Source organism: Paenibacillus dakarensis, assembly GCF_001373415.1.
GTDB lineage: Bacteria > Bacillota > Bacilli > Paenibacillales > Paenibacillaceae > Paenibacillus_AQ > Paenibacillus_AQ dakarensis.
Genome location: NZ_CDSE01000086.1, coordinates 60,986 through 74,664, shown reverse-complemented (window position 1 = coordinate 74,664; position 13,679 = coordinate 60,986). Strand labels below are relative to the sequence as shown.

Below are 13,679 nucleotides of genomic sequence, written 5' to 3'. Positions count from 1 at the left end.
GAGAACCCCAAGGTTCGTCGAAGCATAGACGTCGTTAGGAATACATCGCAGTCTCGAACGAAGAGAGAGTATCCCCTACGGGTCACCACTTTCAACATCAAAATATTGAAATACAATATGGAGGCTTAGCTCAGCTGGGAGAGCATCTGCCTTACAAGCAGAGGGTCGGGGGTTCGAACCCCTCAGCCTCCACCATAATCAATTTCAATACAGTATCACCTTACTAATGACGCGGGGTGGAGCAGTTCGGTAGCTCGTCGGGCTCATAACCCGAAGGTCGCAGGTTCAAATCCTGCCCCCGCAACCAATTATTATCTACATATTATGGAACTGTGGTGTAGAGGCCTAACATGCCTGCCTGTCACGCAGGAGATCGCGGGTTCGAATCCCGTCAGTTCCGCCACTTTTGAAATAACACCAGGGATGAGAAGCCAAATAGGGTTCGTCGGAGCTATTTCTTCGATAGCATTACTTCGCAGTCTCGAACGAAGAGAGAGTATCCCGTCAGTTCCGCCACTAATTCTCTAATCTTTGATTGAGAGCCATTAGCTCAGTTGGTAGAGCACCTGACTTTTAATCAGGGTGTCGAAGGTTCGAGTCCTTCATGGCTCACCATCTTTGCTAAGAAGTATCTAACTGAATATATTGTTTGCGGACGTGGCTCAGCGGTAGAGCATCGCCTTGCCAAGGCGAGGGTCGCGGGTTCGATTCCCGTCGTCCGCTCCATTAATTTGCGCCCTTAGCTCAGCTGGATAGAGCGTTTGACTACGAATCAAAAGGCCGGGAGTTCGAATCTCTCAGGGCGCGCCATTTATTTTTGTGTAATTATAATTGGCTTTACCCTCTTATAAAGAGGTTGTTTTTATTTTAAGCCGGTGTGGCGGAATTGGCAGACGCGCGCGACTCAAAATCGTGAGGGAAACCGTGGGGGTTCGAGTCCCTTCACCGGCATTAAATTAATGATAATAAGCTCTTAAGTGTTTATTTTGGGAGCTTATTTATTGTTCTGACCGAGGTTGTTTTTTTATTTATGTTCAATCTATGACATTATCTTATTACCATTTTCTTTTCGGGACGTAGCTCAGCTTGGTAGAGCACCTGGTTTGGGACCAGGGGGTCGCATGTTCAAATCGTGTCGTCCCGATTGATAAAGATCCATTAATCAGAGTCACTCTGGTTAATGGATCTTTTTTTGTTATTCTCCTCTTCTGCGACATTTCGACGGATCACAATATAGTTAGACTGAATAAATGCGGGGCGTCTCGGTCAAACTATGAAAAATGATGAGACAGAAGGGGATCAACTTGAGTGTTTTCAGAATAAAAAAACAATTCAGGAAAAGATGGAGACGATGGAAAAGAGCGATTTGGAGCTTTACGCTTTTTTTAATTATAGGAGGCCTTGCTTGGGCAGGTCAGACATTACCTGAACAAACGGAAAAGCTATTAACTCAAACGTTAGATTCGCCTATTGCTTTAGAGGCACTTCATTACCTGTATCAAGGAAGTGACGAAACCTCAGATGATCAGCGAGTGTTCATGCAGCAGTTAAACGAGGTCCAAGGGAAAATGAAGGTTTATTTGCGAACAACATTTGTATGCGGTGTAGAGGAACAGGATATAGGCACCATGAACGCTGAATCCATATATACGCTTTTGAACAATAATCCATCTTGGAAAGGGAAAATGGGTCAGGACGGTGAAGTTTGGCTGGAAAGAAACGTCACAGATGATCTGTCGCCAACCTGTAAGGAACAAGCTTATATGAGCGTGGATGCGAATGGAAACCTAACGTTATTCGAAGGACCACCACAGGAGGAAAGAGTCATACGTACTTTTTTTCAGTTGGACATTAAGTCGATTGAATCCTCTTTGCCTAAGGATGTATTAAAGCAGCTTCAAAATGGGATACGCATCCAGGATATTGATGAATACAACAGTGTGCTGTCGACATTTAGTGATTATGCGAGAGATATTGCTGAAAATGTAATGAAAGCTCATTAAGTGAAGTGTGAAGCTCTGTTATTTCATATATAAAAGTTGAATAGGAAATTTAGTTAAGGAGGCACGGTTGTGTCTCCTTTTTTTTGGTGTCTTCGGAGTTACAGGATATCAATGGTTCAAACTTTTTCCTCAATTGAGTCTGATCTTTTGTTATAATGAATAGAACGATACATATGTTCGCTTTAAGAGGAGAGATTAGGTTTGCGAATTATGGGAATAGACCCCGGAATTGCGATTGTCGGTTTCGGGTTTGTAGATAAAGTAGGAAGTAAAGTCATACCTGTTCAATACGGGAGTATTCAGACGGAGGCTCATACGCCGGATGAGGACCGTTTGAAGCTTGTGTACGATGGAATGGTGCAGTTGATTGATAAGTATAAGCCAGAGGCAGTTGCTTTTGAAAAGTTGTTTTTTAACCGTAATGTAACAACAGCGATGTCCGTCTCACAAGCCCGTGGAGTGCTTATATTAGCTGCAGCGCAGCAGGGATTACCCGTTGCTGAGTATACGCCTATGCAGGTCAAGCAAGCGATCGTAGGATACGGAAAAGCTGAGAAAAAGCAGGTGCAGGAAATGGTGCGCATGTTTTTGAAATTGCAAAGTGTTCCAAAACCTGATGATGTGGCCGATGCACTGGCTGTTGCCATATGTCATGCTCATTCATATTCACTTAATTCTAAGTTAAATGAGGTACTTCGAAAATGATTGATTTTTTACGCGGACAGCTTGTCCATATGGAGAATGAATACGTAGTTCTTGATGTTCAGGGTGTAGGGTATCAGGTATTTTGTCCGAATCCGTATGCTTTTGCTAAAATTGAAGGTCCGGTTACGATCTTTACTCATCATCATGTGCGTGAGGATGCTATACTATTGTTTGGCTTTCCTACAAGAGAGGAACAAATGCTGTTCCGCAAGCTGATTGAGGTTTCCGGCATCGGTCCTCGGGTAGCCCTGGGTATTTTGGGCGGGGGATCCCCAGATCATGTTGTAAACGCGATTTACCAGGAAAACATATCGTTCCTTATCAAACTGCCGGGAATAGGCAAGAAGACAGCACAGCGAATGATTCTGGATTTGAAAGATAAGCTTGAAGGGTTCAGTGGCGCTATGTTTGCTACAGGGCTTTTTGCGGTGAACGAGATTGAGCAGGATGACAGTTCTGCCTGGGCTGAAGCCCGTGAGGCGTTAAAAGCACTGGGCTATACGGATAGTGAGCTGGATAAAGTATGGCTCAAGATCAAGGATAAAACGGCTGGGGAATCTGTGGATGTTATCATGAAACAGGCACTGCAATTATTGTTCGCCGGTTAAGATTTGGTTTGTAAAAGGAGTTGTGGAAGATGGATGACCGTATCATAACGGCTAACTTAATGATGGAGGATCAGGCAGTAGAGTTTAGTCTGCGTCCCCGTTACTTGGCAGAATATATAGGACAAGATCAGGTTAAGGAAAACCTTAAAATATATATCGAAGCGGCAAAAATGCGTAAAGAAGCGCTGGATCACGTGCTGTTGTACGGACCACCAGGGCTCGGCAAAACAACGCTTGCGAACATTATAGCGAATGAGATGGGGGTTAACCTGCGAACCACATCGGGACCCGCAATTGAGCGTCCGGGTGATTTAGCAGCTCTTTTGACGAATCTGCAAGAGGGAGATGTATTGTTCATCGACGAAATTCATCGTCTGCATCGTACAGTGGAGGAAGTTATGTACCCGGCAATGGAGGACTTTGCTCTAGATATTATGATTGGCAAGGGCCCAAGTGCACGTTCAGTAAGGCTTGATCTGCCTCCATTCACATTAATCGGGGCAACGACCCGGGCTGGTCTGCTGTCTGCACCGCTGCGTGATCGTTTTGGTGTTGTAAGCCGCCTGGAGTTTTATTCAGTGGATGAGCTAACTTATATCGTTTCCCGGGGTGCCGATATTTTTGGAATTCAAATATTGGGGGAAGCAGCCGGTGAAATTGCACTTCGGTCCAGAGGGACACCCCGAATTGCTAATCGTCTTTTGAAGAGGGTACGTGATTATGCACAAGTTCGCGGTGATGGGATGATAACTCCGGATATCGCACAGGAAGCTCTCAAGATGCTGCAGGTTGATCCAGTAGGTCTTGATTTAATTGATCATAAAATGCTGAATGCCATGATACACAGCTTCCGGGGAGGACCGGTCGGGCTTGATACCATAGCTGCTACCATAGGAGAAGAAAGCCAGACGATTGAAGATGTATATGAACCGTATTTACTTCAGATCGGTTTTCTCCAACGGACTCCAAGGGGGCGTGTTGTCACTCCGGCTGCATACAACCATTTAGGAATCCCGTTTCCTGCGGATCGTCGGTAGCACGGGCAGAACTTAGGCCGTGCGAGATGAGAATTTCTGTGTTTAAAGGTTAAAGGAAACGGGATACGAAATTGACATTCTTATTAGGCAGGAGGAATTTTATATGACAGTGAATTGGAAACGGAGCATTGGTTCATGGTGTATTAAAGGGCTGCTCGCCATTGTTGTGGCGGGAGGCGTCTGGCAGGCACCCGCAGCAAACGCGGCGGCTCCCTCACTGGATTCGATCAGGGTTGCCATGTTTTTAGATTTAGGAAGCAGGTATAAGTCAACGACTCCAGCGGTTACGTTGAAGTCAGCTGAAGCTCTGAGTGGCTCCATTATTACTTCCGGAAGTTCACAAGAAGTGCTGTCGATCCCGGCAGCTGAACAAGTTCGCCTAAGCGTAGATTCTTTTCGGGTAAAAGTGTTGGAGACTAAGGATTGGAAAACGGCATCCGAGGCAGCTAAGAAGCTTCAAGCTACTTCATTAGACAAGCCTCTACTATTCCTGTCTTCGACACAAGCAGGAAATGTATATCAGTTATACTCAGGGATGTACGCCACAGAGCAAGCGGCGAAGGAAGGTGCTGCTAGAACGGCTAAAACAGTTTCTGCGTATTTGAATGGTCAAGTTCCAGCTGTAAAGGGTTCCTTATACCTGTCAGCAGGACAATTTGACTCGCAAGCTGCAGCTGAAAAGGTCCGTATGACATTTAGCAGTGCAGGAATTGATGCGGTGAATGTGCTGGTGCCTTCTGGTGCTGGTGCCAAGTATGCTGTATGGGTTGGAGAAGCGGCTAACACGGTGGACCTGGCTGCTGTAAAGAGTGCTGCGCAAGCAGTATCCTCTACGACATTAAATGAAGTGGCTAAAGATACCGCAGGAATCATTTTGAGACAAGACGTAGGCCTTAATCTCTCCCAAGCCCAGCCACTCCATCATTATATGCTCACAGGATCGACATCCAAGTTATGGATTAAGGGATCAGGGGCAGGCATTCAAGTGAAGGAGCGCTCTGAACGTACATATAGAGGGGCGATGGAAGTTGGTACGAAGAACGGCCAGCTATACCTTGTTAACGAGCTGCCGTTTGAACAGTACTTGTATTCCGTTGTAGGTGCCGAGGTGCCTTCATCATGGGGAGCAGAAGCTTTGAAAGCTCAAGCCGTAGCTGCGCGCAGCTACGCAATATATCAGGGTAAGAAATTTGAAGTAGCTCATGTTGTTGATACCGTACTTAGTCAGGCTTATAACGGAACGGGCTCTGAGAAGGGAAGCATTACTCAAGCAGTAAACGAAACTAAAGGCGAGGTGCTGATGAGTAATAACAAGCTGGTGGAGACGGTGTTCTCTTCCAACAGCGGGGGAATGACGGCCGATCCTTCTGAGGTGTGGAATAGCCCCAGCAGTATTTTTGCAGCGGTAAAAAGTCCTGGCGATGTATCGTCCCAGACGGCATTGAAAAAGTGGTATCATATTATTTTACCTAATGGCATGACAGGTTACGTCCGTGAAGACAACGTAAAAATAACAGATAACTTTACAGCCGCAGGACTCTCCGTAATGACGGTTACTGCAACAGGCACCAATATTAGACCGCTGCCGCTTATTCAGTCGGCTGTAAATCCAGTTACCCAGATGAATCCGGGCGATACGGCAGTTATACTGGATAAAGTAAATGAATCTAACAGTTATGAATGGCTCAGAGGCCCGTATACCTCAGCACAACTTCTTGAATCCTTAAAGGGTAAGGTTTCGAGTCTTCCAGCTTCGATAAATACCCTGGAGGTTACCAAAAGAGGACCATCAGGCCGAGCTGTTGAGGTTAAGGCAAATGGACAAATCCTGGATGTGAAGTATCCTGATATGTTCCGTTCAGCTTTTAAAGGGCTCCCAAGCACGATGTTTGATATTGAACCAACGGGAAGTTATACTGTATTGGGCGCAAGTGGTAAGATTACCACTCTTTCAGGAAGTCAGAATATTTCTGTAATCTCTGCATCCGGCGTACAAAATGCATCAGGAGCAGGCTCTGTTGTGATGAACGCTGACAAAAAATCCATCGTCGTCGATAAGACCGCCGGATTCAAATTTACGGGCAAAGGTAATGGACATGGACTCGGCATGTCACAATGGGGAGCTAAAGGTATGGCTGATGAAGGGTATGATTATAAAGCTATTTTGCAACACTATTACCAAAACTCAATTATTATTAAGGAATGACCATCATGAATGTAGACCTGTATGATTTTGATTTACCTGAACATTTGATTGCACAGACACCCTTGCTTGACCGTGCATCATCACGGCTGTTGACCGTTAATAAGGAGAATGGTGAATTGTCTCACCAGGTGTTTGGAGATATTATTAACCATTTGCTTCCCGGAGATACACTGGTGCTAAATGATACGAAAGTAATTCCTGCCCGCCTTTTTGGAGTTAAAGAAGATACAGGAGCAAAAGCGGAAGTGCTTCTTCTCAAAAACCTTGACGGGGACCGCTGGGAAGCACTCGTTAAGCCCGGAAAGAAACTGAAGAAGGGCAATGTTATAACATTTGGGGAAGGCAAACTGCGTGCAGTCATTGAAGAAGAAGGGGATATGGGAGCGCGGATCCTGTCGTTCACATATGACGGAATTTTTCAGGAGATATTGGACTCTCTTGGACAAATGCCGCTGCCTCCTTATATCAAGGAGAAGCTGGATGACCGTGATCGTTACCAAACGGTATATGCCAAGCATGAGGGATCAGCAGCGGCTCCGACAGCAGGACTGCATTTTACGGAAGAACTGCTTGATCGTATACGTGAGCGCGGGGTAGACATTGCTTTTATAACACTTCACGTAGGACTCGGAACGTTCCGGCCGATGTCCGTTGACCGGGTAGAGGACCATGTTATGCATGAAGAGTACTATATTTTGTCGCAGGAAACGGCAGAACTGTTAAATGAAACGAAGCGAAGAGGCGGTCGTGTTGTTGCAGTGGGCACCACTTCCTGCAGAACGCTGGAGACAGTCGGAAGCCAGTGTAAGGGCGGGCTGCTGCATGCAAGCAGCGGTTGGACGGGTATTTTTATTTATCCGGGATATGAATTTAAAGTGGTGGATGCGTTAATAACAAACTTTCATCTGCCTAAATCCACGCTTGTTATGCTTGTAAGTGCTTTGGCTGGAAGAGAGCATATTCTAAAGGCTTATCATGAAGCGATTGAGCGGGAATACCGGTTCTTCAGCTTCGGAGACGCCATGTTTATTTATTAATTTCGGAGGTCTAACCAAATGGCAGCAGCGATCACCTATGAACATATCAAAACATGCAAGCAGTCAGGTGCAAGACTTGGCCGCGTGCACACTCCTCACGGTGTCATTGAGACACCGACTTTTATGCCTGTAGGAACTCTGGCTACCGTTAAAACGATGAGCCCAGAAGAATTAAAAGCGATGGATGCACAAATAATACTGAGCAACACGTATCATTTGTTTCTCCGTCCTGGTCATGACATTATTAAGGAAGCAGGCGGTCTTCATAAATTTATGAACTGGGATCGTCCGATTTTGACTGATAGTGGAGGTTTTCAGGTATTTAGTCTGGCAGAAATGAGAAAAATAACAGAAGAAGGCGTTAACTTTCGGTCTCACTTAAATGGGGACAAGCTGTTTATTTCACCGGAAGTGGCTATGGAAATCCAAAATGCGCTTGGCTCGGATATTATGATGGCATTTGATGAATGCCCTCCGTATCCGGCTGAGTATGATTATGTGAAGAAATCTACGGAACGTACATCACGCTGGGCTGAACGATGCTTAAAGAGCCATGCACGTCCACATGATCAAGGGCTGTTCGCTATCGTACAAGGCGGGATGTATGAGGATCTTCGCCGCCAGAGTGCGCGTGATTTGACTTCCATGGATTTTCCGGGTTATGCTATTGGTGGACTTAGTGTGGGAGAATCCAAGCAGCTGATGTATGAAGTGCTGGATTACACGGTGCCCCTGCTTCCGGACAATAAACCGCGTTACCTGATGGGGGTCGGCTCGCCTGATGCGCTGCTGGAAGGCTCTATCCGGGGTGTGGACATGTTCGATTGTGTGCTTCCGACGCGGATCGCCCGCAACGGAACGACGATGACAAGTCAAGGCCGTCTTGTCGTTCGCAATGCCCAATACGCCAGGGATTTTGGACCGCTTGATCCAGAGTGTGACTGCTATACATGCCGTAACTATTCGCGTGCTTACTTACGTCATTTGATTAAGAGTGATGAAACGTTTGGCCTAAGGCTGACAACGTACCATAATCTTCATTTTCTTCTCAATCTGATGCGCAACGTGCGGCAGAGCATCATGGAAGATCGACTGCTAGATTTCCGCGATGAGTTTTTTGAAAAATACGGTCTGCATGATAATGAAAAAGGGTTTTAAACGTAAAACCATCATGGGAAGTCCATGAAGGGGGGGAAAGAAATGAATGATATGTTAATCGCAGCTCAGCCAGCTACAGGAAGCGGTGGAATTCTTGGTTTAATTCTGCCATTCGTATTGATGTTTGTCATCTTCTACTTCCTGCTTATCCGTCCACAGCAGAAGAAGCAGAAGTCTCGTAATGCTATGCTTAGTGCTCTGAAAAAGGGTGATAAGGTAGTGACAATTGGCGGTCTTCACGGCACCATTGTAGAGATCACTGATGACGTAGTGGTATTGAAAGTGAATGATGTCACGAAATTGACATTTGATCGCAGTTCAATCAGCCACAGCACCAATACAGATTCTGCTGTATAAATAGCCTTTCTACAGCCTTAAGTTTCGAAATGAATAAACAAAAAAAGTCTGGTTCCCTTTCGGGACCAGACTTTTTTGTTGCGATCATGACCGCGTTTGTTGTTCACAGCCTGTTAGGAATTTTTGCTGAAGAGAAAAGTTCGAGAACGCACTGCTTTGGAGTGGGTTATTTTCCCTAAATAAATACCTAAAATTGAAGCGATTAATCCCAAAAGGGTGCCAGCGATCATATCCGATACCCAGTGAATTCCCAAGTAAAAAATGCTGAAAATAATCAAAGCTGCGCTGATGCCAGTAATGATAGCCCATCGTCTATTTCCAGACCGCAATGCAAGGACGGCCATGGTTACAGACAAGGATGTATGAAGACTTGGGAAACAATTGTCGAGTCCTGATAATGGACGATATACTTTTTCGAAATCAGGAAAGACTTCAAGCATATAAAACGTGACGCCTGCTGGCTGGTAAGACCATGCTTCATTCACCGGAAAGAATAGGAAGAAGGGAATCGCCATGGCGTAGTTAATCAGAATTGCATAACATGTGGCATATACATATGCCTTGTTTTGTTGAATTAGGTATACACCTACGGATCCAATAATTAATGCCTGAAAGACGAGCAAATAAAAATAGGCAAGAACCGGAGTGATCCAAGGGCTGTAAAACAGATTTTGTATGTGTTGTACTAAGGAACCTTCCCACTGAAAAATCATCGGTGTAAAATCATTCGGGGAAATTAGATGTTCCTGCTCAATCTGTAGCTCGTACTTATTCAGAATAAGGATCGCTACCATGGACGCAAATAATATAAAAAAACGAGGGGTTGTAACCAATTCTTTAACAAGAGCGAATAATGCCTTAAACGGGTTTTGTAGAGTACCGACCCACAAGAGAATGATCACATTTAAGGTAGTAAATAGGGCTATGGTATTCATGGATTGATATAACAATGAAACAAAAGCCTCCTCTTTCCTAATCATAAACAAAACAAACAATGTTCTCAGTGTAACACAGTTTGAGGAAAGAGAATTAACAATTTATTTACGTAAATTTACACCAAACATTCCACCAATTGATCCTGCAATGAATACGGTAGTAAGGATAGTAAGATCGCTGAGTGTCATGGAACGGTCTAAGGCGAGAAAGCCTATTAAAATAAGCGTAATTCCATACAATAAACCTGTTACGCAGCCATGATACCAACCTTTATTACCAGCCCGTTTACCGCTGACAATACCACCAAATAAAGCGGATACTCCTTGAATCAGAAAGGTGTACAGTGATAAATCATCTTCAGAGAGACTGCTCCCCCATAAGAGTAATGACAGTCCGAAAGCCCCTAAGAACATCCACAAAAAAGAGTACAGTAAGCCAGAAAGAACGGGACTCGTAATTCTTAAGGAGAAAGCGCGCCTGATCGGTTCCAATAAATTAACCCCCTTTGCTTAACATCAATTACTATTCATTCTATGGCCAAGCCTCCATTGTTATTACTATCTTGTCTGCTGGTGTGATTACCATTAATTAATCGTGAAAAGCCGAATGGAATAAGGGGCCAGAGGTCAGAATACCAGTACACGAATTCGTTCAAACAGCCGGGAGGGAAGTCATTTGTTCACACATATTACAATCCTTATTTTCCGGACCATTCTGATGTACGGGGTCACCTTTGTAACCATGCGTATTATGGGAAAAAGGGAGATCGGCAAGTTGTCTATTTTTGACCTGGTTATCTCCATCATGATTGCGGAAATCGCAATTTTTGTTCTCGAAGATGCGAATAAACCTCTGTATGACGGGCTTATACCGATTGCTGTGCTTGTTACGATACAGGTGCTGCTTGCCTATTGGGGGTTGAAAAACCGTAAAGTACGGCTGCTGGCAGACGGAAAACCCAGCATTATTGTGTCGAAAGGAAAGTTAAACCGAAACGAAATGACTAAACTTCGTTATAATCTGGATGATCTGATGCAGCAGCTTAGGGGGAAAGACATCGATAACCTGGCAGATGTAGAATTTGCTATTCTTGAAACCTCAGGTCAACTGACAGTTATTCAAAAAGATGCGTCTGATTCCATGAATGATTCAAATCAATCAGACAGCTTAAGTGGTAATAAGGCTAATCCTATAAAATCGACTGACAAAAATTCTGGAGAGAAGCTTAGTCAAGACGCTAACAGGATCGAGATACCATATAGCAAAATAACTTATGAGGGGCTGCCGATTCCCCTCATTATGGATGGAAAGGTACAGGATGAAAACCTGGCCCTCATTGATAAAACAAGATTTTGGCTGAAGAACGAGATTCAAAGGAACGGAGCTAAGGATTTTAAAGAGGTGTTCCTATGCTCCATTGATCATAAGGGAAGACTGTACGTAGACTGTAAAGAGTCTTAGCCCGAAATGAGGAATTAATGAATGATTATCGGTTAAACCACTTGCCGATCACAGGTATTCGCATTAAGTCACGAAAGGTTACCAGTTTCGTCATGAAAATGACTATTAGATATAATGACCCGCCAGAACCGGCAGCGGAAAGAAACTGAAGCCAAGGAATATGCGGAAACGGAAAATATTGATAACTTAATAAAACACCAGCCCCCATAATGGTCATGACCGCTGCTGTTTTGATGATATCCATAAATTTAAACCGGAAACCAATTAACTTCGATACGCTGTACCCGTGAAGCAATGTCACTATAATACTGTTTACAATGATTGCAATGACTGCTCCCTTGATCCCGAAAGCGGGATTAGAGGATAAGTATAAGATTAGACTCATTTTTATCAAAGCACCGACAAGTGTATTGACCAGAGCTCGACCAGGTCGATCTAATGCCTGCAGGGCAGCTTGAAGCGGTGCCTGTACATAAAGAAACAGCGCAAAGGGCGCCATAATCTTAAGCATCCCGCTAATCTCTGTATTTCCGTACAGCAATGCACTTAATGGTTCTGCTAAAATGTACATAATTACGGCAAAAGGAGCTCCTGTGACAAATGAAAGCCGAAGGGTTTGATTCATTCGCTTATGAATGGTGCCCAGATCTTTTCTGGCTGCCGCTTCCGAGAGGGAGGGGACAAGCGCGACGGCTAAAGACATCGTAATGGCTCCTGGAAGCAGCAGCAGAGGGATTACCATCCCTTGAAGTGCGCCGTATTGGGCAGTTGCAATAGAAGTCGCTATGCCTGCCATAGCTAAACTTCTGGCTGTTATGATGGATTCCATAAGGTAGGAAAGGGATCCGACCATTTTCCCTCCGGTTACGGGAATAGCAATGCCAAGGATTCGCCTAAGTATTTTTCGATTTTCAAATGCTGGAGTTGGTGATGATGCAAGCTTTGATTGCAGTTCAGGTGATTTCGTATTGTCGCTGGGAAATGGTTTGGAGCGACCATCCCGTGCATACTGCCAGAGCAATACAAACATTCCCAGGAGCTCCCCGACTGCGGTACCAAGCATAGCCCCTGCGGCCCCGAAAGCCAGGCCTTTAGGCATCAGAAGATGTGCAAACCAAAGCATACACACAATTCTAACTATCGTTTCAATGATCGATGATGTTGCAGAAGGGACCATATTCTGTTTACCTTGAAAGTAACCCCGATAAACAGCCGAAACGGCAATAATGATCATCATTGGTGTCATGCTGACAAAAGTCTGATACACCCGCTGATCGGGCAAGATCACGCTAGTAACCCATGGGGCCAGCAGAAGACTGAGGATCATAAAAAAACTACCGGTGGTTATTGTTAACATTAGACTGGTATGGAGGATTTGTTTAGAGTAGTAGCTTTTACCTGAACCTTCTGCTTCAGCAACCATCTTTGCTATGGCAAGTGGGATGCCGCCGGTAATGATGGTGACAAGAACGATAAAAAATGGATAACCCAGTTGGTAAATTCCGACGCCCTCCGGCCCGATGATTCGTGGCAGGGCAATTCGTGGTATGAATCCGAGTAACCGGTTGATGATACCTGCGGCTAAGAGAATGATGGTACCTTTAATAAATGACTGTTTGTTCAATGTTCATCCCACTCCCTGGTAATAAAAAATCCATATCCTTTGCTGGACTTGCTGTTCGATGTCTTAGTTATATGGATATGCCTTACATGTCCTATCTGATGCTTTACTTTTTTTTGGATGAGCATGGAACGGAATAGAAGGGATTGGTATGATGATAGTCGAATGTAAGCTTTTAAGGTAACAGGAGGAGGCGCTGAACATGGAAATGGAATCGATGAGTGATGAAGAGTTGATGGCCGCGATTGAAATGATCTGCTCCAGCAAGGTTGAAGAATTTAAAATGATAGGTTACGAATATGTGACAAATGAGGATATTTGGAATTGTGTAAACAGTAAATACGAAAAGAAGGGAATCCCGCCCCTCTATCAACTGGTGAATGATATTTTATCGTTGAAAGCAACTAGTTTGATGAATTATATGACAATATCGGCATATAAGGGATCTCCTTTCGATTGATGAAGGTAGGGCCCTTTTTTCGTTGGAAATCTTTCATTTTTAAGCTGGTCGACAATTAATGATAAATTGACTGGATTTTGACGCATGGCT

13 protein-coding genes and 8 tRNA genes are annotated in these 13,679 nt (G+C 44.5%); 18 read left to right on the top strand and 3 right to left on the bottom strand.

Features of this window, described 5'->3' with window-relative positions:
- Positions 1-119 precede the first annotated feature (119 nt).
- The 16 genes from BN1234_RS18665 to yajC all read left to right on the top strand — a co-directional run bounded on the left by BN1234_RS18665 (position 120) and on the right by yajC (position 9,111).
- A tRNA-Val gene (locus tag BN1234_RS18665) sits at positions 120-195 on the top strand.
- 35 nt (positions 196-230) lie between these two features.
- Positions 231-307 (top strand) — tRNA-Met (locus tag BN1234_RS18660).
- Positions 308-326: 19 nt separating this feature from the next.
- Positions 327-403 (top strand) — tRNA-Asp (locus tag BN1234_RS18655).
- Between the two features lie 136 nt (positions 404-539).
- Positions 540-615 (top strand) — tRNA-Lys (locus tag BN1234_RS18650).
- Between the two features lie 36 nt (positions 616-651).
- Positions 652-726: transfer RNA gene (locus tag BN1234_RS18645), tRNA-Gly, on the top strand.
- 7 nt (positions 727-733) lie between these two features.
- Positions 734-810: transfer RNA gene (locus BN1234_RS18640), tRNA-Arg, on the top strand.
- Positions 811-871: 61 nt separating this feature from the next.
- Positions 872-951: transfer RNA gene (locus tag BN1234_RS18635), tRNA-Leu, on the top strand.
- Between the two features lie 119 nt (positions 952-1,070).
- Positions 1,071-1,144, top strand: a tRNA-Pro gene (locus BN1234_RS18630).
- A 160-nt stretch (positions 1,145-1,304) separates the two neighbouring features.
- Positions 1,305-2,003 (top strand): BofC C-terminal domain-containing protein, encoded by a 699-nt coding sequence (locus BN1234_RS18625; RefSeq protein WP_054958148.1) that lies wholly within the window; start codon positions 1,305-1,307, stop codon positions 2,001-2,003.
- A gap of 201 nt (positions 2,004-2,204) precedes the next feature.
- Positions 2,205-2,708 carry a crossover junction endodeoxyribonuclease RuvC gene (gene ruvC / locus BN1234_RS18620; protein WP_054958147.1) on the top strand — a complete coding sequence of 168 codons (504 nt, stop codon included), beginning with the start codon at positions 2,205-2,207 and terminating at the stop codon, positions 2,706-2,708.
- Positions 2,705-3,316 carry a Holliday junction branch migration protein RuvA gene (ruvA, locus tag BN1234_RS18615; RefSeq protein WP_054958146.1) on the top strand — a complete coding sequence of 204 codons (612 nt, stop codon included), beginning with the start codon at positions 2,705-2,707 and terminating at the stop codon, positions 3,314-3,316. The genes ruvC and ruvA overlap by 4 nt, the downstream gene beginning before the upstream one ends.
- A 29-nt stretch (positions 3,317-3,345) precedes the next feature.
- Positions 3,346-4,353: a Holliday junction branch migration DNA helicase RuvB gene (ruvB, locus tag BN1234_RS18610; protein ID WP_054958145.1), complete on the top strand. Its 1,008-nt coding sequence runs from the start codon at positions 3,346-3,348 to the stop codon at positions 4,351-4,353.
- A 103-nt stretch (positions 4,354-4,456) separates the two neighbouring features.
- A complete protein-coding gene (locus BN1234_RS18605) occupies positions 4,457-6,559 on the top strand; it encodes a SpoIID/LytB domain-containing protein (protein ID WP_054958144.1) in 2,103 nt (700 codons plus the stop codon).
- A 5-nt stretch (positions 6,560-6,564) separates the two neighbouring features.
- Positions 6,565-7,596: a tRNA preQ1(34) S-adenosylmethionine ribosyltransferase-isomerase QueA gene (queA, locus tag BN1234_RS18600; protein ID WP_054958143.1), complete on the top strand. Its 1,032-nt coding sequence runs from the start codon at positions 6,565-6,567 to the stop codon at positions 7,594-7,596.
- Between the two features lie 18 nt (positions 7,597-7,614).
- Positions 7,615-8,754: a tRNA guanosine(34) transglycosylase Tgt gene (gene tgt, locus BN1234_RS18595; RefSeq protein WP_054958142.1), complete on the top strand. Its 1,140-nt coding sequence runs from the start codon at positions 7,615-7,617 to the stop codon at positions 8,752-8,754.
- Positions 8,755-8,805: 51 nt separating this feature from the next.
- Positions 8,806-9,111, top strand: a complete 306-nt coding sequence (gene yajC, locus BN1234_RS18590; RefSeq protein ID WP_054958155.1) for a preprotein translocase subunit YajC — start codon at positions 8,806-8,808, stop codon at positions 9,109-9,111.
- A gap of 113 nt (positions 9,112-9,224) precedes the next feature.
- Here the strand turns inward: yajC and BN1234_RS18585 are convergent, their stop codons facing one another.
- The gene (locus BN1234_RS18585) at positions 9,225-10,061 is read right to left on the bottom strand and encodes a phosphatase PAP2 family protein (RefSeq protein ID WP_245640221.1); all 837 of its coding nucleotides are present in this window, start codon (positions 10,059-10,061) and stop codon (positions 9,225-9,227) included.
- 87 nt (positions 10,062-10,148) lie between these two features.
- Positions 10,149-10,538 (bottom strand): TIGR04086 family membrane protein, encoded by a 390-nt coding sequence (locus tag BN1234_RS18580; protein WP_054958141.1) that lies wholly within the window; start codon positions 10,536-10,538, stop codon positions 10,149-10,151.
- 226 nt (positions 10,539-10,764) lie between these two features.
- Between BN1234_RS18580 and BN1234_RS18575 the strand changes: the two genes are divergently transcribed.
- Positions 10,765-11,508 carry a YetF domain-containing protein gene (locus BN1234_RS18575; protein ID WP_054958153.1) on the top strand — a complete coding sequence of 248 codons (744 nt, stop codon included), beginning with the start codon at positions 10,765-10,767 and terminating at the stop codon, positions 11,506-11,508.
- A 25-nt stretch (positions 11,509-11,533) separates the two neighbouring features.
- On the opposite strand, the gene spoVB is transcribed toward BN1234_RS18575, so the two are convergent.
- The gene (gene spoVB, locus BN1234_RS18570; RefSeq protein ID WP_054958140.1) at positions 11,534-13,132 is read right to left on the bottom strand and encodes a stage V sporulation protein B; all 1,599 of its coding nucleotides are present in this window, start codon (positions 13,130-13,132) and stop codon (positions 11,534-11,536) included.
- 199 nt (positions 13,133-13,331) lie between these two features.
- On the opposite strand from spoVB, the gene BN1234_RS18565 reads away from it, so the two are divergent.
- Positions 13,332-13,589 (top strand): post-transcriptional regulator, encoded by a 258-nt coding sequence (locus BN1234_RS18565; RefSeq protein ID WP_054958139.1) that lies wholly within the window; start codon positions 13,332-13,334, stop codon positions 13,587-13,589.
- Positions 13,590-13,679 lie beyond the last annotated feature (90 nt).

What these genes read in the sequence shown, in the direction of transcription:
- ruvA (WP_054958146.1), top strand. Translation starts at nt 2,705, where the DNA reads ATGATTGATTTTTTACGCGGACAGCTTGTCCATATGGAGAATGAATAC.
- ruvB (WP_054958145.1), top strand. Translation starts at nt 3,346, where the DNA reads ATGGATGACCGTATCATAACGGCTAACTTAATGATGGAGGATCAGGCA.
- BN1234_RS18605 (WP_054958144.1), top strand. Translation starts at nt 4,457, where the DNA reads ATGACAGTGAATTGGAAACGGAGCATTGGTTCATGGTGTATTAAAGGG.
- queA (WP_054958143.1), top strand. Translation starts at nt 6,565, where the DNA reads ATGAATGTAGACCTGTATGATTTTGATTTACCTGAACATTTGATTGCA.
- tgt (WP_054958142.1), top strand. Translation starts at nt 7,615, where the DNA reads ATGGCAGCAGCGATCACCTATGAACATATCAAAACATGCAAGCAGTCA.
- yajC (WP_054958155.1), top strand. Translation starts at nt 8,806, where the DNA reads ATGTTAATCGCAGCTCAGCCAGCTACAGGAAGCGGTGGAATTCTTGGT.
- BN1234_RS18575 (WP_054958153.1), top strand. Translation starts at nt 10,765, where the DNA reads ATGTACGGGGTCACCTTTGTAACCATGCGTATTATGGGAAAAAGGGAG.
- BN1234_RS18565 (WP_054958139.1), top strand. Translation starts at nt 13,332, where the DNA reads ATGGAAATGGAATCGATGAGTGATGAAGAGTTGATGGCCGCGATTGAA.